The organism is Rhizobium sp. BK289, from assembly GCF_014193575.1.
Lineage (GTDB): Bacteria > Pseudomonadota > Alphaproteobacteria > Rhizobiales > Rhizobiaceae > Rhizobium > Rhizobium tropici_C.
In genome coordinates this window covers 409559-430326 of the sequence record NZ_JACHZO010000004.1, presented here as the reverse complement: position 1 = coordinate 430326, position 20768 = coordinate 409559, and the positions used below count along the sequence as shown (strand labels likewise).

General features: G+C 57.4%; 21 protein-coding genes. 10 read left to right on the top strand and 11 right to left on the bottom strand.

The window, feature by feature from the left end; translation table 11 throughout:
- Positions 1-4 precede the first annotated feature (4 nt).
- A complete protein-coding gene (locus FHT84_RS10490) occupies positions 5-910 on the bottom strand; it encodes a cytochrome c (RefSeq protein ID WP_246698500.1) in 906 nt (301 codons plus the stop codon).
- Positions 911-1001: 91 nt separating this feature from the next.
- Positions 1002-1613, bottom strand: a complete 612-nt coding sequence (locus tag FHT84_RS10485; protein WP_183762083.1) for an NUDIX hydrolase — start codon at positions 1611-1613, stop codon at positions 1002-1004.
- 919 nt (positions 1614-2532) lie between these two features.
- Between FHT84_RS10485 and FHT84_RS10480 the strand changes: the two genes are divergently transcribed.
- Positions 2533-3813: a divalent metal cation transporter gene (locus FHT84_RS10480; protein ID WP_145644806.1), complete on the top strand. Its 1281-nt coding sequence runs from the start codon at positions 2533-2535 to the stop codon at positions 3811-3813.
- Between the two features lie 112 nt (positions 3814-3925).
- Here the strand turns inward: FHT84_RS10480 and FHT84_RS10475 are convergent, their stop codons facing one another.
- Both FHT84_RS10475 and FHT84_RS10470 read right to left on the bottom strand, forming a co-directional pair.
- Positions 3926-4159, bottom strand: a complete 234-nt coding sequence (locus FHT84_RS10475; protein WP_183762080.1) for a hypothetical protein — start codon at positions 4157-4159, stop codon at positions 3926-3928.
- A gap of 112 nt (positions 4160-4271) precedes the next feature.
- On the bottom strand, positions 4272-4799 hold the full coding sequence (locus tag FHT84_RS10470) for a DUF4142 domain-containing protein (protein ID WP_183762077.1): 528 nt from the start codon (positions 4797-4799) through the stop codon (positions 4272-4274).
- A 317-nt stretch (positions 4800-5116) separates the two neighbouring features.
- Here FHT84_RS10470 and FHT84_RS10465 point away from each other — a divergent pair, with 317 nt between their 5' ends.
- Together FHT84_RS10465 and FHT84_RS10460 are read left to right on the top strand one after the other, a co-directional pair.
- Positions 5117-5326, top strand: a complete 210-nt coding sequence (locus tag FHT84_RS10465; RefSeq protein WP_183762074.1) for a hypothetical protein — start codon at positions 5117-5119, stop codon at positions 5324-5326.
- 193 nt (positions 5327-5519) lie between these two features.
- Positions 5520-6938 (top strand): phospholipase D-like domain-containing protein, encoded by a 1419-nt coding sequence (locus FHT84_RS10460; protein ID WP_183762070.1) that lies wholly within the window; start codon positions 5520-5522, stop codon positions 6936-6938.
- Here FHT84_RS10460 and FHT84_RS10455 read toward each other — a convergent pair.
- The gene (locus tag FHT84_RS10455) at positions 6891-7847 is read right to left on the bottom strand and encodes a lysylphosphatidylglycerol synthase domain-containing protein (RefSeq protein WP_183762067.1); all 957 of its coding nucleotides are present in this window, start codon (positions 7845-7847) and stop codon (positions 6891-6893) included. The two genes, FHT84_RS10460 and FHT84_RS10455, sit on opposite strands and share 48 nt — an antisense overlap.
- Positions 7848-7914: 67 nt before the next feature.
- Here FHT84_RS10455 and FHT84_RS10450 point away from each other — a divergent pair, with 67 nt between their 5' ends.
- From FHT84_RS10450 to FHT84_RS10440, 4 genes are all read left to right on the top strand, one after another.
- On the top strand, positions 7915-8646 hold the full coding sequence (locus tag FHT84_RS10450; RefSeq protein ID WP_183762064.1) for an endonuclease/exonuclease/phosphatase family protein: 732 nt from the start codon (positions 7915-7917) through the stop codon (positions 8644-8646).
- A 195-nt stretch (positions 8647-8841) separates the two neighbouring features.
- Entirely contained in the window at positions 8842-9369 is a 528-nt protein-coding gene (locus tag FHT84_RS31410) for a hypothetical protein (protein ID WP_246698501.1), read from the top strand.
- A gap of 53 nt (positions 9370-9422) precedes the next feature.
- Positions 9423-9989 (top strand): polysaccharide pyruvyl transferase family protein, encoded by a 567-nt coding sequence (locus FHT84_RS31405; RefSeq protein WP_246698502.1) that lies wholly within the window; start codon positions 9423-9425, stop codon positions 9987-9989.
- A 106-nt stretch (positions 9990-10095) separates the two neighbouring features.
- Entirely contained in the window at positions 10096-11388 is a 1293-nt protein-coding gene (locus FHT84_RS10440) for a Coenzyme F420 hydrogenase/dehydrogenase, beta subunit C-terminal domain (protein ID WP_183762061.1), read from the top strand.
- A gap of 11 nt (positions 11389-11399) precedes the next feature.
- On the opposite strand, the gene FHT84_RS10435 is transcribed toward FHT84_RS10440, so the two are convergent.
- From FHT84_RS10435 to FHT84_RS10425, 3 genes are read right to left on the bottom strand one after another with little or no spacing between them, the layout of a single operon-like run.
- Positions 11400-12338 carry a beta-xylosidase gene (locus FHT84_RS10435; protein WP_112345572.1) on the bottom strand — a complete coding sequence of 313 codons (939 nt, stop codon included), beginning with the start codon at positions 12336-12338 and terminating at the stop codon, positions 11400-11402.
- Positions 12339-12356: 18 nt separating this feature from the next.
- Positions 12357-12956, bottom strand: a complete 600-nt coding sequence (locus FHT84_RS10430) for a histidine phosphatase family protein (protein ID WP_112345573.1) — start codon at positions 12954-12956, stop codon at positions 12357-12359.
- Entirely contained in the window at positions 12953-14056 is a 1104-nt protein-coding gene (locus FHT84_RS10425; RefSeq protein WP_112345574.1) for an inositol-3-phosphate synthase, read from the bottom strand. Before FHT84_RS10425 ends, FHT84_RS10430 begins: the two co-directional genes overlap by 4 nt.
- Here FHT84_RS10425 and FHT84_RS10420 point away from each other — a divergent pair.
- Positions 14055-15932, top strand: a complete 1878-nt coding sequence (locus FHT84_RS10420; protein ID WP_245430525.1) for a hypothetical protein — start codon at positions 14055-14057, stop codon at positions 15930-15932. The genes FHT84_RS10425 and FHT84_RS10420 overlap by 2 nt on opposite strands.
- On the opposite strand, the gene FHT84_RS10415 is transcribed toward FHT84_RS10420, so the two are convergent.
- From FHT84_RS10415 to FHT84_RS10405, 3 genes are all read right to left on the bottom strand, one after another.
- The gene (locus FHT84_RS10415) at positions 15918-16220 is read right to left on the bottom strand and encodes a hypothetical protein (RefSeq protein WP_146759009.1); all 303 of its coding nucleotides are present in this window, start codon (positions 16218-16220) and stop codon (positions 15918-15920) included. The two genes, FHT84_RS10420 and FHT84_RS10415, sit on opposite strands and share 15 nt — an antisense overlap.
- 104 nt (positions 16221-16324) lie before the next feature.
- Positions 16325-17347, bottom strand: a complete 1023-nt coding sequence (locus tag FHT84_RS10410; RefSeq protein WP_112345576.1) for a Gfo/Idh/MocA family oxidoreductase — start codon at positions 17345-17347, stop codon at positions 16325-16327.
- Positions 17344-18333, bottom strand: coding sequence for a zinc-binding dehydrogenase (locus FHT84_RS10405; RefSeq protein ID WP_112345577.1), 990 nt, complete (start codon positions 18331-18333; stop codon positions 17344-17346). The genes FHT84_RS10410 and FHT84_RS10405 overlap by 4 nt, the downstream gene beginning before the upstream one ends.
- Positions 18334-18593: 260 nt before the next feature.
- On the opposite strand from FHT84_RS10405, the gene FHT84_RS10400 reads away from it, so the two are divergent.
- Together FHT84_RS10400 and FHT84_RS10395 are read left to right on the top strand one after the other, a co-directional pair.
- On the top strand, positions 18594-19703 hold the full coding sequence (locus FHT84_RS10400; RefSeq protein ID WP_112345578.1) for an SDR family NAD(P)-dependent oxidoreductase: 1110 nt from the start codon (positions 18594-18596) through the stop codon (positions 19701-19703).
- Complete coding sequence (locus tag FHT84_RS10395; protein ID WP_112345903.1) at positions 19625-20764, top strand: NAD-dependent epimerase/dehydratase family protein; 1140 nt, start codon at positions 19625-19627, stop codon at positions 20762-20764. The genes FHT84_RS10400 and FHT84_RS10395 overlap by 79 nt, the downstream gene beginning before the upstream one ends.
- Positions 20765-20768 lie beyond the last annotated feature (4 nt).

The window sequence follows — 20768 nt, the reverse complement described above, 5'->3', positions numbered from 1 at the left end:
CCGTTTAAGGATGCGGCGTCGGTCGAGGAGGCAGGCTCTTGATGTAGCGCGCGATGGCATCGCGATCGCTCTGCGGCAGCATCGCCATGTTGGTGACGACCTCGGCCATGGACGAGCCGACGCGGCCATGGTTGGGCGTGTTGCCGCTCTTCAGCATTTCCGCGATGTCGGCTTCGGACCAATTTCCGATCCGGCTCGGCGTGATGTTGGGAACGAAGCCTGTGCCCTCAGGATCGATGCCGCCGGCAAATCGCGTTTCGGGCCTTATGGCACCCAATCTATTGCGGGAAGAATGGCATTCCGCACAGTGGCCCAGGCTCTCGACCAGATAGCGTCCACGAGCGAGGACAGGATCGGTGCTGACGGGTCCTTGCGTCTGCCCTTCGCGAAAGAACAGCAATTTCCAAAAGCCCAACAGCCGGCGCATGCGAAAGAAGAAAAACAGATCATGCGCGGGCGGGCGACCGGAGACTGGAGCCAGTGTCCTCATATAGGCCCTTAGATCCCTGATGTCCTCGACACGCATGCCCGTATAGCTTGGATAGGGAAATACCGGATAATAATGCTGATGTCGCGGTGAGACCCCGCCGATCAACGCATTGGCAAGGTCCACCGTGCTCCAGCTTCCTATGCCATCGACGGGATCGGACGATATATTGGGTGCCCGAAATATTCCGAAGGGTGATGCGAGCGCGAGGCCGCCACCCAATCTCAGACGATCCTTCTGGCCTGGGGTGGCGTGGCAGGATGCGCAGTCGCCGGCGGCGAAAATGAGCTCGCCCCGAGCTGGGTCGCCATTGCCCTGAAGGCGCGGATCATCGGGCGCAAAAGGCATGGCGGGTTCCGTCACGAACCAGACCAGAACGGCGGCCAGCATGGCCGCCAGGCACAGCCAAATCAGAATGCGCATGGTTCTATCGACCGATCCCATGGAGCGTGAATGATGGCGCTCTCATAGAACTGATGATCGAGCCATCCGTTCCGTTTGTGGTCGGCGGATCTTAAAGATGATCGACAGTCAATCGCGCCTGTCTCTTCCATTGGTCCCGCGCCTCAGCAGTGATCTTCACGAGGTTTCCGTGCGCAAGTGCCAGCAGCAGGGCAGAGGTGTGAATGGCTTGGCAGATTCCACCTGTGAGGGCTTTGTTTACCGCTTCCGTCAAAGGCAGCTGACGCAGTACGACACGTTCTGAAGGATCGTTCATCGGCGCTTGGCTCTCCATCAGCTCGGTCGCTAAAACGATGTGGCTATAGTTGGTTTGCATGGCTGGATTGGGTGCAAGGCGCCCACAATATTGCCAATGGCGAGCCTCGAAGCCGGTTTCTTCAAGAAGTTCACGCTTTCCGGCTTCCAAAGGCGTTTCGCCTGCATCAATTCCGCCACCGGGCACTTCGAGCGATACGATACCGAGCCCATGGCGGTACTGTTCCAGCAACAGGACCGAGCTGTCGTCACCGATTGCAACGACGTGGACCCAGTCAGGATATGAAAGAACGTAATAGGGAGAAATCGAGTGACCTTCGCTGGTTACGCAATCATCGGCCCTCACATCGATCCAGCGATCCTTCAGAACCTGGCGCGATGATTGAATTGTCCATGGCTTCAATTCCATTGTCGATCCCTCTGTTAAGCGGCACTCGGCCAAGAGAATGGGGTGATCTCGAGCCTCGGAGCTCTAGCGGCAATCTCCGGCGATGCGCCGGGCGCCTTTCTCAACGCGCTGCCGCGATAAAGGTGCCGCGGATGAGCGGGAAAACTTGCTTCCGCGTATGTGGATCAAGCCGAGGTTTCTTCACGATCGGATGACCAGAATGCGAAGCCGGGCACCGATCGCTGCTTTACAAGATCGGCGAGACAATGCTTCCAATCGATACACGATCGTCTCAACGCACGATCGTCGTGGCGGCGGATGTTGCTGGCTCCAAGAGATCCTGCTGTTCGACGAAAGAGGAAATATGCACTGACATTCACCCCTGGCAAGCTGCCAGGGGCGCTGCATGAACGGAGGAACCAACCTATTCCTTCGAGCGTGATTTGATCCGATTGTCTTCGGAGACCCTTACGCCTGGTTTGCCTATCGGCGTAACCCGCTCTTTTTCAAACACGTTCGGGGCCCATGCCTTCCTGCTCGCTCGATTGGCGGACCGGAGCAGGATTGCGAAATGCGTTCTTCCCGGAGGGAGAGTTCCGTCCGCCGGATTTTGCTTCGCTGTCTGCCATGACGGATCCTTTTTTTTAAAGAAACCTTACCGAGAAGGGACCGCGAAGTTCCGCAAATAATTCCAGATTATTACCGACACCGGAACCTGAAATTTGCCCCGCAAACAACCGGCTGCTCGAGAGCGGAGCTTTCCGGCCGCCCGAGCGATGACAGTTGTTGGGGATGACAAGTTATTGCCGATCCACTGGAACTTCCGTCGATCTCGAAGCTTAGACGGAAAAAGGTATCCGTTGATGCGATCGTTTCATGGCAGCCTGATCATTCTTATATGCCTGTCGGCTGCAACTGACCGTGCCCGGATGGTCTCGCAATGAAGCACGGCGAGACGGCCGTTACCCGGCATCATTTCGAAGGATTTAGCCTGCTCGGCCGCGGCCTCATCTCGGGCGCGGCTGACGACGATCCCTCGGCAATTGGTACCTATGCCAGTGCCGGTGCCCGCTTCGGCGTCGGGATGCTTTGGACCGCCCCCGTCACGCTGCCGATGATGTTCACTGTGGTCTATCTCTCGTCGAAGCTCGGACAAGTGACGGGACGTGGATTGTTTCAAGTCGTCCATGACAATTATCCGCGGTGGCTTCTTTACATAGCATTGGTCGGGGTTGTCTCGGGTAATACGATCGAGGCCGCCGCTGATTTAGGCGGCATGGCGGCTGCCGTCGGTCTTTTCGTGCCGTTTTCCGTTCCCTTGATCGTCACTGTGACAGCGGCCATCATGCTCTGTCTCCAGGTCGTTGGATCCTATACCTTGATTCGTCGCATTTTCCGCTGGCTTGCACTCAGCCTACTGGCCTATGCAGGCGCGGCCGTGCTCTCGAAGCCGGATTGGACGGAGGTCCTCAAGGGCACGCTCGTTCCATCCGTCGAATTCAACGAGGAGTTTCTTTCGATCATCGTGGCGATCATCGGGACGACGTTATCGGCCTATCTCTACACTTGGCAGTCCAACGAGGAGGTCGAAGAGAAAATCGCTGCAGGAAAGACGACCCTGCGCGCCAGACAGGGTGTCAGCGGCTCGAAATTGGCCCGCTCGCGCAGGGAAATCTTTGTCGGCATGACATTTTCCAATGTCGTGATGTATTTCATCATCCTGGCGACCGGTTCAACGCTGCACGTTCAGGGGCAGACCAATATCGAAACCGCGGCTCAGGCAGCCGAAGCGCTGAAGCCGATCGCCGGAGAGGCGGCTGGATACCTGTTTGCGGCGGGAGTGGTATCGGTTGGATTTCTAGCGGTTCCGGTCATGACGACGGGAGCGGCCTATGACCTTGCCCAGTCCATCGGCATCAAGGGCAGTCTGAACGCCACCGCCCGCGAGGCGCCGGGTTTTTATCTTATCATAGCAGCCGTGACCCTGGTTGCGGTCGCCATGAACTTCTTTGGCCTAAATCCGATGAAAGCTCTTGTATGGTCCGGCGTCGTCCAAGGGTTCTCCACTCCTCCCCTTTTGTTGTTGCTCATGTTCATCACGAATAATGAGGCAATCATGGGCGAGCATGTGAATTCGCGCCTTATGAACATCGCCGGCTGGCTGACGGTTTTGGCCATATTCTCGGCTAGCGCCGGGCTGGTGGTGACATGGCTTATCTAGATAGGGGCTTATCTAGATAGGGGCTGAGTGGCCAGCCCGTCTTCGGTCAGTTTCAAGGTATCCGGCGATCGATGGATGTAAGCCATCCGTATCGGAAAACATATGGGCTTTTTCACACGCGGCAGAAGATCTGACCTTGGAGGCTGAGATTGGCCCGCATCGACGCAACGCGGCGCTCGGCATCCGCCAGGTCATAGGCCCAAAAACTGATGCCAAACGTCCGGCCGTCAATTCTGTAATCCGCCAGGAAGCGAAACATGGCACGACCGCGATGATCACTTGTGCGAAACGCCGGTTCGGGATCGCGATCGCTCCGGCGGACCAGCGGAAGCTGGATCACGTTCATTAACGAAACTCCTATCACTTCGCCGGTTTTCCCAAGGAGCTTGGGAAAACCGGGGTTGCAGCCACGTCCGAGCCGGATGAGGCGTGGCCCGTCTTCACTCGCCGTCGCTGATCTACTTTGCGAGCTGTTTGGCCATTTGCAGATGCTGCTCGAGCTTCGGCCTTGTATTGGAAGCCCAGGTTTTCAGGTCCGCGTTTTCGCCACCGTTTCCATATCTTTTGAAAAGATCCACTGCATTCGCATGAGCAGAACGCTGATCCGCATCGTAGCGCTTGGTGAAGTCATTTCCCTGCATCTTCTGCAGCCGCACCAGCATCTTCTTCTGGCTTGAGGTCATCTCCGTCGGAATCGTCGCCTGGACCTTTCCGCTGTTGACGAGATCTTTAAGCTGATCCGTCGTCTTTCCGTGATCATCGATCATCTGCTGTGCGAATTTCTTCGTTTGATCATTGCCGCGCTGCAGTGCGAGCTTGCTTGATTCGATTTCGAACATGTCGCTCGTTGCGGCTTCATTGACGAAGTCCTGCGTATTCGGCGCTGCGCCTACCAGAGAATTGACACCTGTCTTCTCCGCTGCCGATTGCGAGTATGCCGGCGCTGCCGTCAGCGCCAATGCAATGGTGACAATCGTGAGTTTCATAACGCTCTCCTTCCTACACTGGTCTCAGTGGCTCCAAGGATGATCCATCTGATTTGCTTGACTGACCGCTTGAGGTGCGCGGCTGGCCATTTCGACAGGAGCTTTTCACCGCCTGACCGGTTCCTTCGAACTAGCCAGAACGCAACTACGGCAGATGTGGAATGTTCCTAGACCGGAATAAATAAATGCCTGGCAGATCAGCGCCAGTTCCGCTGCTCCCCGGGGAACAATCGATGGGACTGGATGTTGGATAGTTCCGAAGCAGCTTTGGCTGCATATCCGATTGCAACCCACTCCGCATTTGAAGGAGGTACACAATGGCTCACGCAGGAAAAAAGCAGTTCTCCCGTGGCTCGAAAGGCAAAGGCGATGGGTCCGGCGCCGCCACGACTCTCGATGAGGGCCGGATTGGAGAAAATGCCGTTCTGTCCAATCGCGACAAGGCGCAGCATTCAAGGCAAAGAGGTCTCGACAGCCGGAACATCCAGACGGAACAATATCGCGATCATGTCAGTAATCGCCGCTGACGCCGGCAGGCGAACGAACAAAGCGAACCCGCCATATGCAGCATCGAGATTTCGGTAAATTCCGCCGGACGGCGCTTCCGCAGGGATCCGGAGATGATGACCGGCCGGTGCTGCCTATCAAGCGACAATGAACCATCTACGCAGAAACCGGTTATTGCCTTGAATCATTCGCAACGATTGCAGCCCCGCCACCATGCAGGAAATGACCAAGCCAGCGCTGACAGGCATCGCAGATAGGGCGAGTTTTCTCATCAACGGCAAGAAATATTTCTCATGCCTGGCCAACGCACTGAAGGAGGCCAGACGGCAGATCTGGATTGTTGGCTGGAATTTCAACCCGGAAATATTGCTGGAACCGGAAGATCCGGAAACGATCTTGGGAGATGTCCTGGAACGCGCCGTCCAATCCAATCCGGATTTGGAAGTCCGTATTCTGGTCTGGGCGCTCGGGCCAATCTACTCGGATAAATCGCTGAAGGCATTCTTTGGAAAAACTTTCCCGAAGAGCAATCGTATCCAACTCCGCTTCGCGTTTCAGCCTGTCTTGCTCGGCTGTCATCATCAAAAGCTTGTTTGCATCGATGACAATGTCGTATTCCTCGGCGGCATCGATCTGGCATCGCGCCGATGGGATACACGCGGCCATGGGATCAGGGATCAGCGCAGACGGGATTCGGAGGGCTTGCCCTACGAACCGGTGCATGACCTGCAGGTGATGGTAACCGGACAGGCGGCAAGAGCTGTCTCCTGGATCGCCAGACAGCGATGGGCAGCGGCAACAGGCGAGCAGCATGGACACCTGGCAGGTGTTGATGATCGTGGATTTCGCTATGACGGCTCCCTTTCTCTTTCCGGTATACCGTTCGAACTCGCTGTCTCGGGGCCGATGAAAGGAGCGCAGGCGGATGACAATCCGGGAGTAGCCTTAACCAAACGGGTGATCGCGGCAGCAAAGCGCCACCTTTACGTCGAAACGCAATATCTGGCGTCCTTCAACGTCGCTGACGCATTGGCCGCGCGTTTGAAGGAGAAGGAAGGGCCCGAGATCGTGATCATATGTGCGCACGGTTCGCATGGTCTCATCGAAAAGATGATCATGGACGCGAATAGGGACAGGATCATTACCAAACTCAAACAAGCAGACGAGTTCGATCGCTTGCGCATTTTCTATCCGGTCATTCCAGACGGGAAACGACAGAAATCGCTGTTCATTCATTCAAAGCTGCTGATCGCGGACGACAATCTGGTGCGAATTGGCTCGTCGAATCTCAATCACCGCTCGGAGAACCTGGATACGGAATGCGATATTCTGTTTGAGGCGCAAAGTGCGGAACATAGGATGGTCATCCGCAATCTGCGTCATAGCCTTCTTTCGGAATTCCTCGGCTGTTCTTCCGAGGTGCTCGATCAACTCCTTGAACAAGGTGGCTCCCTGATCCGCGCGATCGCAGCGCTCGATCTCGGCGCAAGGGGCTTGAAACCGCTTCACTCGAAAAGCCGGAAGATGACGCCCGTTGTGGGCACGGCCTTATTCGACCCCGTACCGCCTTCGCGGCCACCACGACTATATCGTCTTGCTGGCCGGTTGCGTCGCATGTTGCGATTTGGCTGAATGCCGTCTGAAGGCCAGTTCGGTGGTCAGCATCGCGATTGCGCCGACCATAAGCGGAATGAGATAGTAAATCAGCCGAAACACAATCAACGCGCCGATCGACGCGGCGTTCGGAACAGCATATGCCAGCACCGCCTCGAGGACACCGAGGCCCCCGGGGACATGCGTGGTCAGGACGAGAGTGTTGGCAAGCACGAACGCGGCGATGGTACGGAAATAGGAGAGGTCTGCATAAGCCGAAAACAATGCATAAAGGCATGCCGAGACGAAGGCGAAATTGGCCGTGCCGATTGCAATTTGCGCCAAGGCTATTCTGGCTCGAGGCAAGGCGAATGACCAATTCCAGAGGGTCAATCTTCCTCGCAAGTATCTGGCCAGAATACCATAGCTCGCGGGGATGCAAAGAAGAGCACCACCCAATATCCGCAAAGTTGTCGTGTCTGCCCGCGAAAGCGCAACGATATCGTCCGAATCGACAAGCAAGGCGATACCGCCGATGGTTATCAAGCCAAGAGCGACCGTCACGCCGGAAAATAGAATGATTTTCGCGACATCCTCCATGCTCAAACCCCAGCGGGCGTAGTAGCGGTAACGAAACGCACCGCTGCTGAGCCCTGCAAAACCGATACTGTGACCCATAGACAGACTGATGAATGATGCCAGTGCGATTTTGGGGTATGGCAAGGACTTTCCGAGCGAAAGAATTGCCAGATAATCGAAACCGGTCAGACAGATGTAGGAAGCCACGGCACAGAGGAAGGCAGCCGCAAGATGTGGGAAGGGAAGTTGGTGAAGCGACGCGCCGATCTCTTCAAGACTATAGTGCGAAAGAATCCGATAGAGAAGAAAGAGCGCCAGGCAAAGCGCGCCGAAGATCGCCGCATTCCATATCACGCCTTTCAGGGTCATTGAATCCGCCTTCGTTCGCGCCGGTTGTTCGAGCGGAACGACTTGATGACTTCAGTGTTCCCAACATATGGCGTCTCAGAAACGAATCAGAATACTCACCTACAACGTGCACAGCTGCATCGGCACCGATCGCAGGGTCGATCCAGCTCGTATCGCATCGGTGATTGCTCAAGCAGAGGCCGATATCGTGGCGCTGCAGGAAATCGATGTTCGCCGTTTGCGGACAGGGCACACCGATCAGGCAAGTATGATCGCATCGCTTTTGAAGATGGAGGCTCATTTCAATCCAACCCTGACATTCGCCGAGGAGCAATATGGAGATGCAATCATAACCAGTTGGCCGACAAAAGCGGTCAAGGCCGGTCCGTTGCCCTCAAGAGGCGAGCCACGCGGCGCGCTTGCGGTCGAGATCGCGATCGGCGATGTCACATTGAATGTCGTCAATACGCATCTCGGTCTTCGTGGGCGAGATCGTATCCAGCAAATGACAGCGTTGATTGGCCCCGCATGGCTGCATGCTTCCGTGAATCCCAAAGCGACGATCCTGTGCGGCGATCTAAACGCTATTCCCGCATCCGCCACTTATCGGCTGATCAGCCGGCTGCTGAAGGATGTCCAGCTTTTGGGAAATCGGCCGTCATATGCCACCTTTCCCTCCAGATACCCCCTGATGCGCCTCGACCATATATTTGTCAGCAATGACATTCGGGTCATCGACAGTGCCGTTCTGCGCAACAAGCTGACTGCGGTTGCATCCGATCATCTGCCTGTTATCGCCGATCTGATCCTTGAAGGTTAGCAATTGCCCGAAGGATCGAGGTATCCCAGAGCCGGAACGCCGTCGGCAAACCTGGCGGGCATCTCCGCGTCGGCGGGGGAACATTCGATCATTCGCACGGTTTGAAGGCCAACAAGAGCGCAAGCCAGCACTGCGGGTGACGTGCGCTTGAAAGACCCCGGTTTCATAGCTGTCAGCAGGACAACGGAAGATCACATGCTGGATCAGAGCCGCTTCGCCGGTCATGTGCATGCACTGAATACCGCCGGAAATAGCTTTATCGCCGACGGTGGCGGTCGCCAGGCGGGTGTGCTGACATTCCATGGCTGTATCAACTACGGATCCTATTGGCAGGCGCGCTGTCTGGTCGAGGGATTGCGGTCGATGAACGTCGACGCGGTCCTGCTGAACCACAAATCAAAACGCATCGATTTCGCCGAGTGGCGTTGCGCGTTTCGGCCCGAGCTTCCAATTGCGACTTCGGCGGACGATTACCCGCTTTACCGAGAGAAGATCCGTAAATTCCTTGACGCGGCTTCCCGGTTGCCGCTCTCTGCGCCGTTCGCGTTGGACGGCCCTGTCGTCGTTGAAGATCTTCCGCTCGTCATCGTCGGCAGCGACGAGGTCTGGAATTTACATCATCCCTGGTATGGCGGCCGCAACCTCTTCTTCGGCGAAGGTCTGCAGCGGCATCTCCTTTCCTCCTATGCCGCTTTGGCAATTTCAGTTCGCCGGGGCAACTGAACGGCTACTGGGTTGATAGGCTGCGCGATTTTTCCCGCATATCGGTTCGCGACATGAACTCGCAGCGCCTGATCGGTGAAGCCTTGGGGATAGAAGCCGAGTTGGTGCTCGATCCGTGTCTTCAGTTTCCGCAAGCGATCCTGGACGTCGGCAAGGAAGCATCGATCCCGCCTTACGTGGGGGTCTACGGACATAGTTTTCCGGCCTGGTTTCAGCAAATGGTCCGCAACTGGGCTGATGCAAACAATACCAGCTTGATCAGCATCGGATACAGGAACGATTGGGCTCATGAGCACCGCATCGACGCGGGTCCTATTGATTTCGCCCGTCTGATCGGAGGCGCCGGCGGCGTGGTGACGAACTTCTTTCACGGCTGCGTGTTTTCTCTCGTCAATGGCAAGCCCTTGGCCTGCGTTCTCTCCGATTATCGGTCGAACAAGCTGAGTGATCTGGCGGCCATGGTGGGAATCGAGGACAGCGTCATATCCGAATCCAGCCCGTCTTCCCAATTGAATGTGGCCTTGATGGAAGCTCCAGCGCCAGATGTCATCCGCCGGATCGAAATCCTTCGTCACAACTCGAGCACCTTTCTCAATCATGTCGTCGAGCAGGCATTCTGACCAGTCGGGGAATTCCGGCCCCGTGAGCCCGGCCGATGTTATTCGGTCCGGTCTCTGTATCGGATGCGGTGCTTGCGTAGCGCGTTCGGATGAAGATGACGTCCACATGGATTTCGATCGTTTCGGTCAGTGGAAGCCGCATGCGAGCGACAGCTGGATGCGGGATCGAACGACGGATTTTGCACATCTATGCCCATTCTCGCCCATTAGCGAAAACGAGGACGGTCTTGCGAAAGGGCTTTTTCCAGATGCAGCGAAGACCGATCCTCATCTCGGGCGGCTCGAAGCAACATTCGCCGGCCATGTCACGGAGGGCGCCTTTCGCGCCGGCGGCAGTTCGGGAGGTATGGTGACCTGGGTTGCAACGGAACTCCTTCGTTGCGGCCTTGTCGACGCTGTGGCGCATGTTGTCGAAAGCAGCGGCCCCGCAAGCGATGGCCGCATGTTTCGCTACGCGCTATCACGCGATCCGCATGGGCTAAGCGCAGGCGCCAAATCGCGTTATTATCCGGTCGAGATGTCGCAGGTGCTGGAGCAGATCAAGAGGATTCCGGGCCGTTATGCAGTGGTCGGAGTTCCCTGTTTCATAAAAGCATTGAGATTGTCGAGCAGCCTTGATCCGATCCTGAACGAGCGCATCGTTTTCACGCTCGGGCTTTTTTGCGGCCATATGAAGAGCGCGCGCATGACCGAGAGTTTTGCCTGGCAGATGGGTCAGCGCATTCAAGATGTCGAGCGGATCGATTACAGGTCAAAGTCCCCGGACCGGCCGGCCAACTGGTATCGCGCCAGTTTAGCCCTGCAAAATGGCGAGGTTCGCGCCAAGGACTGGTGGAACCTCGCAGACGGCGACTGGGGCGCCGGCTTTTTCCAGAATTCCGCCTGCAACTATTGCGACGACGTGGTTGCGGAGACGGCGGATATTGCCTTCGGTGACGCCTGGCAGGAACCCTATTCCTCAGATGGGCGAGGAACCAATGTCGTGATCGTGCGTTCGAAAGCGCTTCTCGGGCTCATTCGCGGGGGAATGGAATCCGGACGCATTTGCCTTTCGCCCGTTGACGAAGCCTTCGTTGTCAGCACCCAGGCCGCCGGTTTTCGGCAAAGACGGGAAGGCTTGGCCTTCCGCCTGAGTTTGCCGCGATTTGGTATGCGTCCCCGCAAGCGCGTCTCGGCGGCGCGACATCGGTTGGGTGCCAGGCGCAAGATGATCTATGGGATGCGCTTTGGCATCAGCTTCTGGAGCCATCGTGTTTTTTGGCTCGCCCGCCGGATGCATATGCCGGGCCTCTATCTGAACTGGGCTCGCCTCATGCTGAGCTGCTACCATGCGCTGGCCTATTCGCGCGGACCATTGGGCCGGTTGCTCGATCGCTTTTGTCCGGACAGGAAGCCATGAGGAACTGATGGTCAGAAGGCCGTGATAGTCGAAGGCAGTCTATCGAGCCGCTCGTCGACGTGATGCGGGGCATAGCGCTCGACCATTTCACGGCAGAATTCGGCAAATTCCTCAGGGACCAGCGGCGCGCTTGTATGATGAGGGGCAATGCCACGATGCTCCGGCGTGAAGCAGAAGGTGACCGTGACATCGAATTCCTCGAGGCTGCGCATTTGCCGGTCGAACCAATCCAGCGCATTGGGACGGAAACGATCCGCCCAGGAAAGACCTGTCCTGACCGACCGCACGCCGAGCCGCTTCATCCACGCGACGGCTTCGTCAAGCCGTGGATCTTCGAAGTGAAACCACTGAACAAGGCCGAGATGGGGGGTGTGCCGAGCAAAGGCGTCGAGGGCCAGCTTCGGCGTGCCGTCTTCACGCAGAATGCCCATATAGTAGTGTCGGTAATAGGAGGAACCTTCCGCTTCCTTATGGCGCGTGGTCGCTTCCCATGATCTGGGGAGATCGAAGAGGCTGTACCATTGGAATTGCGGTACCTTTCCCTTGAGCAGGTCTATGGTGCGGTTCAATCCCCAAAGCTGCACGTCTTCGGCTCCGAAGCTGGATACGCCGACCTCGCTGACCCAGACCGGGAGATCGGTGACATTGGCGATGTCGGCAATTCTTTGCGGCCATTCGTCGATTTGCCACAAATTCCAGTCCAGCGGAAAGCCGTGGACCGCGACGGCATCGAGATGGTCCAATACACCGTAATCCTTCATTCGGCTCATGAAACCAGGATCGATCGGAGAAATGCCGCCGAGCACCTTGATCAGATCGGGGTTCGCAAGCGCGATTGCGTCGGCGGCCAGTATCGCCATTTCGGCAAACCGGCTCCAATCCGGATCTATCTCCGGATCCCAGTGCGACTTGTTGTTCGGCTCGTTCCAAATCATAGCTGCTTTGATCATGCTGGTCTCCCGCGATAATCATGGATGCATTTCATTGAGCGTGATGATCTTCGCTCCCCAATCTCCGACGACCATGTGAGTGACGGATGCCGGTTCCACATCGAACCTCGACCAGGCGTCGACCGGCAGGCCGAGAATGTAGCTGGCCGCCGCTTTGATGACGTCGCTATGGGATACGAGCGCCAGCCTCTTGCCCTCGGCCTTGCTGGAGAGGTCTTCAATCAAATCCCAAACTCGGGTCTGCACATCGAGCATGGTTTCGCCGTTCGGCGCACGGACAAGGCTGCGCATCGCGTTCCAGCGGCGCCATCGGGCGTCTTGATCGAGCGTCGAAAAGGTCTTGCCGGTCCAATCGCCGAAATTGACTTCGTCCAGTGCTTCTTCGATCTGTGGGGCATCCAGCCCGCATGCGGAGGCTATTGCATCGGCCGTCTGCCGGGCTCGCTCGCGCGGGCTGCTGTAAATCGCATCCAGATGTTTGCACATCATCTGCTGGCCCAGACGTTTTGCCTGTGACAGCCCTGCCTCCCCGAGAGCAATCCCCGGTGTGCGACCTGCAAGGAAGTTGCCGAGATTGTCGTGGGCTGCGTGACGAACCAGGAAGAAGGTCGTCGTCATTCCGCCGCTCCGGGCAGCGCATCCTCCTGGTCCTCGATGAAAGCCTGTGTACGCCGGCGAGCCTCCTGATCGGTGAACTGACGCGGTGGCGATTTCATGAAGTAGCTCGAGGGGCCGACCAGCGGCCCACCTATGCCGCGATCAAGGGCCAGTTTGGCACAGCGGATCGCGTCGATGACAACGCCGGCGGAATTGGGGGAATCCCATACTTCCAGCTTCAATTCCGCATTGAGGGGCACGCCGCCGAAAGTCGTACCCTCCAGTCTGATATAGGCCCATTTGCGGTCTTCGAGCCACGGAACGTGATCGCTTGGTCCGACGTGAATGTTCGTTGGAGCAAGCGGAACATCGAGCTGGCTCGTCACCGATTGCGTCTTGGAGATCTTCTTCGATTCAAGACGCTCGCGTTCCAGCATGTTGAGGAAGTCCGTATTGCCTCCGAAGTTCAGCTGATACGTGCGATCGACCCTTACACCGCGCTCACAGAAGAGGTTGACGAGCATGCGATGGACGATGGTCGCGCCCACCTGGCTCTTGATATCGTCTCCGATGAGGGGCAGGCGGCGCTCGGCAAAGCGACGCTGCCATTCAGGCTTCGAAGCGATGAAGGCGGGAATGCAGTTGACGAAGGCGCACCCCGCGGCGAGCGCCTGTTCGGCGTACCATTGTGTCGCTTCCTCAGACCCGACGGGCAGGTAGGAAACAAGCACCTCGGTCTGCGTTCGACGCAAAATTTCGGCAACATCGGCAACCGGCTCCTCCGATTGCGGAATTTCGTCCTTCAGGTAGCGGCCCAGGCCGTCGAGCGTCCTGCCGCGATGTACCGTAACACCCATCATCGCCACATCGGCGAAGCGCTTGGTATTGTTGGGTTCGGCGTAGATGGCCTCGGCGACATCCTTCCCAACTTTGGAGGCGGCGATATCGAACGCCGCCGAAATTTCCACATCACGAACATGGTATCCCCCGAGGTCTGCATGCATGAGGCCGGGGATGGGCTCGTTGCTTTCGGCATCCCTATAGTATGTCAGTCCCTGCACAAGCGAGGACGCGCAATTGCCGACACCGACGATAGCTACTCGAATGGAATGGGAAGGCATGTCTTTCTCCAGCATCTACAAAGCCATCCTCAAACAAAGACAGGGGGCATCTGTTCCCGAAAAAAATCATTCGATGGATCGCAACCCGATCTCGCGCGTTCGATATGTTTCGATTCATGAGGCGCCGACGATGCTGGTCTATGGAGATATCGAGCGTGTTGAACGGGCCGCATCGATTTGCTGTAGGGTCTCGGACGACATGGCGGCCTGTTTCAACATGGAGCCGGATCGCCGTCGGCATGAACTCCTGGTGCAGACTTTCATTATGACAGGCGAGCTCGTTCAGGGGCTCGCCGATCGCGAATTTCGCCAGAGGGGCTACGATGAAATCTCTGATGCTCAAGTCGCGGGTTCTGAGCTCTTGCTTTTTCAGGCCCGTATGCTGGTGCGATCCTGGCGGACAAATTTCGCCGGATCCTTGCTGCCTTCGACCGATTGGAAAGCACTGCTGGAGCCTCTAAGGCTTGATGAACCCATCCGGATAAAGCAGCCGGAGGGCTATGCACATTATGCGCTCTATCCCGAGAGCTTTCTGGAAGCGGCCTTGCGTTCGGGTCTGTCATCCAAGGCCGTCGTCATCGGCGTGAGGAGCATTGGCGTCAGCTTGGCCGCTGTCGTCGCGGCGGCGCTCGGATCGGGTCCTGCCTATTCCCTGAGGCCGACGGGCGATCCTTTCCGCCGACAGGTGCTGCCAGGAAAATTGCTGCAGAGGCGCATTCTTGATCGTCTCCATACAGATTTCGCCATTGTCGACGAAGGCCCCGGATTATCGGGCAGTTCCTTTGGGTGCATAGCGGATTGGCTCGAGACCAATGGCGTACCGGCCGAGCGCATTCATTTCTTTCCAAGCCACAAGGGCGAGCCGGGCAGACAGGTCAGCAAGGCGCATCTGCGCAGGTGGAAGCAGCGGCGGCCGCACGTCGTCGACGTTCATGAACTGATCCTGGATACGCCGGAGCGTGAACGCAACCTGAAGTCCTGGGCTTGCGAGCTCCTGGGTGTGAGCGAGGGCTCCTGGCGGGATCTATCGGGAGGACAGTGGCGAGGACTGCGCTACGAGGACCCGCAATATTGGCCCCCGAGCTACCGGCAGCAAGAGAAGCTGAAATTTCTGCTGTCGGACAGCGGTACGCACCATCTGGTGAAGTTTGCCGGGCTTTGTGAGATGGCGACCAAGCAGGCGAGAGGCAAGATCTTGAGCGAAGCCGGCTTCACGCCGCCGGTGCTGGGGACCTGCCACGGCTTCATTGTCGAGCCTTGGATCGAGGGCTGCGCAATGGAGATCGATCCGGCGCCGAAAACGGAGATGGTCGAGCAGATCGGCCTGTATCTCGGGTTCCGGGCACGTCACCTTCCCGCCACGCACGGAGGCGCATCGCTTCTGGATCTATGTCATATGGCTACAGTCAATATCGAGGAGGCCCTGGGAGGCGAAGTTGCGCATCAAATCCAACAGTTGATTGGCCGGCCACATCATCTGGTGAAACATCTGCGGCGGGTGGATACTGACAATCGGCTCCATCGATGGGAATGGATAAGGCGGCAAGACGGCCGGCTGATTAAGACCGACGCGCTCGATCACAATGCCTCTCACGACCTCATCGGATGCCAGGACGTGGCTTGGGATATTGCCGGTGCATCCGTGGAATTTGACCTGTCGAAAGCGCAGCGATGCCGGTTGGTTGAGATCGTCGCGGTGGAAACGGATCGGGAACCGCGCGATGATGTGCTCAAGGTATTCGAAGCATGCTATCTGGGTTTTCAGATCGGCCTTTGGTCCTTGGCGGCTCAAAGCCATGATGCTTCGGAGCAAGCACGACTGAGGAGCGCCGTGATGCGCTACGAGGGCCGTGTGCTGGGCTTATTGGCCGAGTGAGCCGTCATCTTTTGGCGCTGACGGTGCGGGCGCCGATGTGGGGGCATCAGGGATGGAAGCGGTGATGTCAGGAGAGCAGGCCAGGGCTGTCCTGATGAGCCTGACCGATTGGATGCCGACACCCTTCAACATCAGCAATTGGTCATCCGTCATCTCGGCGGCCTCTTTTGCGCGCGTGATCCCATTATCAGCCAATGACCGAACGACCCATCGCGGAAGCGCGGTTTCGGAAAGAATATCCGAGTTTTCTGTAAATTGGCCTGGACTGCGGCTTTCACCGGATTGCATCGCAGCGATCCATCAGTTGATGCATTGAGATCGCATCAAACCCGCGTGAGGGTCGCGGGTTCCCGTTGCTTTCACAAAATCACCATTCGCTTGAGCCGCCGTTCTCAGCCGCCATAGATTGCGTCGATGATTGCGGCGGAATCGACAAGGCGTTCGCAAAGTGGATCGTAGCTATTATCGCCGGCCAAGCGTGTCGCCCATGCGGCCGCGGCTCGGCCGCCCCATTCATCCGGCGGTTCGATGAGAATATCGGTGCGTGTTCCCCTATATCCTTCGGCGACGAAATCATAGAAAGAACCGTTGACGTTCCGCATGGCCGCCCCTCCGGCCGTTCCATGGAAGTTTGCGCTGATGACAGCGTCCACACCAGCGTTGAGGCCCCATGAACAGGCTAACCGGAGGGCTGCGCCATCCGATAGCGTCACGGTTGCGAGAGCGAAATCCTCCACATCGGCGCTGTCGGGCTGAATTGGAACACCCCTTCGCATAAGACAGCTTTGGACCGAAGTGACAGCCGGAAAGTCAAGCGTCCACAGCGCCAGGTCAGCCAGATGGATTCCGAGATCCATGACGCAGCCCCCGCCCGACATTCGCCTGTCATAGAACCAGGGCTTGTCCGGCCCATAGGCATTGTGAAAGATCATATCGACCGCGAAGATCTTGCCGAGCTCGCCGCCGCGAACAAGATCGCGGACACGGCGCATCGCTCTGGTGTGCCGATAGGAAAGATCAACCTGCAGCAATCGGTCCGCCTTCCGCGCGGCTGCAATTGCTTGCTCGACCTCATTTCGGGTCCGCCCTAGCGGCTTCTGGCAAAAGACTGCAATGCCTTGCTCCAAGGCTGTCATGGCTTGCTCCGCATGCAAGGCGCTCGGCGTTGCGATGACGATTCCGTCGAGGCGCTCGCTCAGCAGATCATCGAAACTCGGAACGATCGTGGCTTGCTCAGCCAGGTCTGCGGCGGCTTTCGCCATTTCCGCCGATGGATCGCAGATGAGCGTCGAGCCGACCAAGCCCGTGTCAAGAATGGCCTTCATCCGGTGCCGGCCAATCCGGCCGACGCCGAGAAAACCAAGGCGGAGGCCTTGAGCTACGTTCCGGTGAGCGTATTCGCCGAGATTGTTCATGAGTATACCACCAGGGCCTTGAGAAAGCCGTCGGGACGGTCCCTGGTCATGTTCAACGCGTCATCAAGCCGCTCCAGGGGAAAACGGTGGGTCAGGAAAGGCCATGGATCGAGCTGACCGGCTTCGATCGCCGCGATCGCATCGCGAATGCCTTGAAGATAAACGGCAGGATCCCGTTCGTGTGCGTTGACGACATCAAGTCCCCGCCAGTTCCACAGCTGCATGTTGACCTGTCTCTGCCCATCTTGATGGTAACCTGCAATGACGAGGCGTCCACGCTCGCGCGTCAATTCGGCCGCGAGATCAAGTGGCCATTGTTTGCCGACCGCCTCGATCACGCGATCACAGAATTGCCCCTGTGTCGATTGCCTCACCTGCTCGATGATCTGCCAATGGTCTTTCATTGCGATTGTTTCGGACGCTCCCGCGCGCTTGGCGATCTCCAGGGAAAACGCTCTTCGAGAAATCGCAATGACATGGGCGCCGGCAGCCACGCACAGCTGGGTCAGCAAAGCGCCGAGAAAACCGATTCCGACAATGGCAACGGACTGTCCAGGCTGGACCTCGCACCGCTTGAAAATATTCAGGGCGCAACCCAACGGCTCTCCCGGAAAAGGGCGATCGTCGAGCCAGGCAGGCAGCCGGACGACGCTGCTGTGGTCGGCGAGATCATGGGTGGCATAAGCATGCTGCCCTAACGTCGCAACGCGATCACCGACGGCAAAACCGGTGACATCATCTCCGATCGCATCGATCGTTCCCCAGCCTTCGTGCCCCAACCCGCCAGGTTCAGTTGGAAATCGCATCCATTCCGGGCCTGACCATGGCACCAGGTTCGAGGCGCATACACCGCAGCCTTCCAGTTTTACTCGCAGCTGACCGGCAGCAGGCTCCGGCAATGCCATGGTTTCCACCCGCAGCTGCCCAGCGCCCGTCACCACGGCCGCTCTCATGGCATCTGTCCGCACCGATGTGATCGCGTTCATTGATCCTCTCCTGGCAATTACCATCATCCCGCCTTCGAATTGGATGGACGACGCGCGCCTAACTGGCATGCGCATGGCTTGTTCCAGAAGATGATGAAGATGCTTGCTGCAGGTACAAGGATGACACCTGGAGCGCAAAACGGAACGCATCATTGAAGAAGTCTACAATGATAATGATGTCATAGCGTGAGGAACATTCCTTGGGGATCCCGGTTGGGTGGCGGTCAAAAGCCTCTCAACTCAATAGTCTCGGGTGCCCAATGTCACATGTTCTCGTTACCGGTGGATGCGGTTTTATTGGTCGGCATGTCACTGAAGAACTGGTTGAAAATGGATATCAGGTTCGCATTCTCGATGCCTTGATCGATCAGGTGCATGGCCTCTCGGGAACTCAGCAAGCAGTCGATACAACGGATGTCATTCGTGCCGACGTGCGTGACAAGGGAGCGGTTCGTGAAGCACTGAAGGGGGTTGATGCTGTTATCCATCTGGCAGCCGAGGTCGGTGTCGGCCAATCCATGTATGAGATTGCTCGTTATGTCTCTGCCAACGATCTCGGCACGGCGACTCTCCTGGAAGCCATGATCGGCCTTCCGATCAAGCGAATAGTCGTCGCATCCTCGATGAGCGTGTATGGCGAGGGCATGTATGTCTCGCCGGTGGGACATCGCCTCGGCTATATAAGGCGCGATGGCAATCGTCTCACGGAAGGTCTGTGGGATCCCCTTGGCCCCGATGGAGAGCCGCTCCTGCCTGCGCCGACGGATGAGGAAAAACCCGTCGATCTGGTCTCGATCTACGCGCTGACAAAATATGCACAGGAGCGCCAGACACTCATCTTTGGTCGCGCCTATGGCATCGAGGCAGTGGCACTACGCCTATTCAACGTCTTTGGTGCCGGTCAGGCACTTTCTAATCCCTATACGGGCGTGCTTGCGAATTTCGCCTCGCGCCTTGCCAATGGCCAGCCGCCGATGATTTTCGAGGATGGCAGGCAGCGCCGAGACTTCGTGCATGTGCGCGATGTCGCACGCGCATTTCGTCTCGCTCTGGAACGGAGACCGGCGGCAGGGCATGTCATCAATATCGGCAGTGGCCAGGCCTATACCATAGCGCAGGTCGCAATGCTGCTTGCCGCCGCGATGGGAGCCGCGGACTTGTCGCCTGAGATCACCGGCCAGTCGCGCAGCGGCGATATCCGCCATTGCTTCGCCGATATTTCAAAGGCCAGAGAATTGCTCGGCTTCGAGCCGCATTACCATCTCGACGGATCGCTCGAGTCCTTTGCGGAATGGGTTCTTATGACAGGGGCCGTCGACAGGAACGCGGAGATGACCAGGCATCTCAAGGAAAGAGGTCTCATGTCATGAGATTACCTGAAGGTCCCATCATTATCGTTGGCGGCAGCGGTTTCATTGGAAGCAATCTTGCCGACAGCTATCTCAGAGATGGTGAGGAGGTGATCGTCCTCGACAATCTCAGTCGCCCCGGCGTCGAGGAGAATCTTCGCTGGCTGAAAAGCAATCACGGTGATCGCGTTCAACCCGCGATAATCGATATCCGGGACTTCGATGCGATCGCTCCATATTTCATGGGCGCACGCGCTGTCTTTCATCTTGCGGCTCAAACGGCGGTGACGACAAGCCTCGACTATCCCGTTCATGATTTCGAGACAAACGCTCGCGGAACACTCAACGTGCTTGAAGCGGTGCGCAAGGCAGGCAACAGGGCGCCGGTCATTTTTGCCAGTACGAACAAGGTCTATGGCGATATCCACGACATCGCGATGGCGGGATTGGAAGATCGCTATATACCCGCCGATGAATTGCTGCGCGAGAACGGGTTCGATGAGGATCGCGGCCTGAATTTCTGCACGCCATATGGCTGCTCCAAGGGGGTCGCGGATCAATATGTCCTCGACTATGCCAAGTCTTTCGGTTCGCTCACCGCCGTTTTGCGTATGAGCTGCATCTATGGCCCGCGGCAGTTTGGCACCGAAGATCAAGGCTGGGTCGCTCATTTCCTGATCCGCGCGTTAAACGGCGAAGCGATTTCGATCTACGGTGACGGTCGGCAAGTACGAGACATTTTGCATGTCAATGATGCTGTTCGCGCCTATCGGGGTCTGCTGAATTCAATCGACGAAGCCAAGGGCAAGGCCTTCAATCTGGGGGGAGGGCCTGACAACGCCGTGAGCATTCGAATCGTGCTCAGGGAGATCGAAAGGGTCATCGGCAGGCCGATTGCGACCATGCACTCCGACTGGCGCGTGGGCGATCAACTGTACTTTGTCACGAACACCAGCGCATTGAGAAAAGCCATCGGTTGGGCGCCTGAAATAGCCTGGCGCGACGGTGTGCGCGAACTTTGCGATTGGATTGCGAGCAACCGCCTAAACGGCTTTGCTCGGGCACGGAGGGCCTCGGCATGACTGG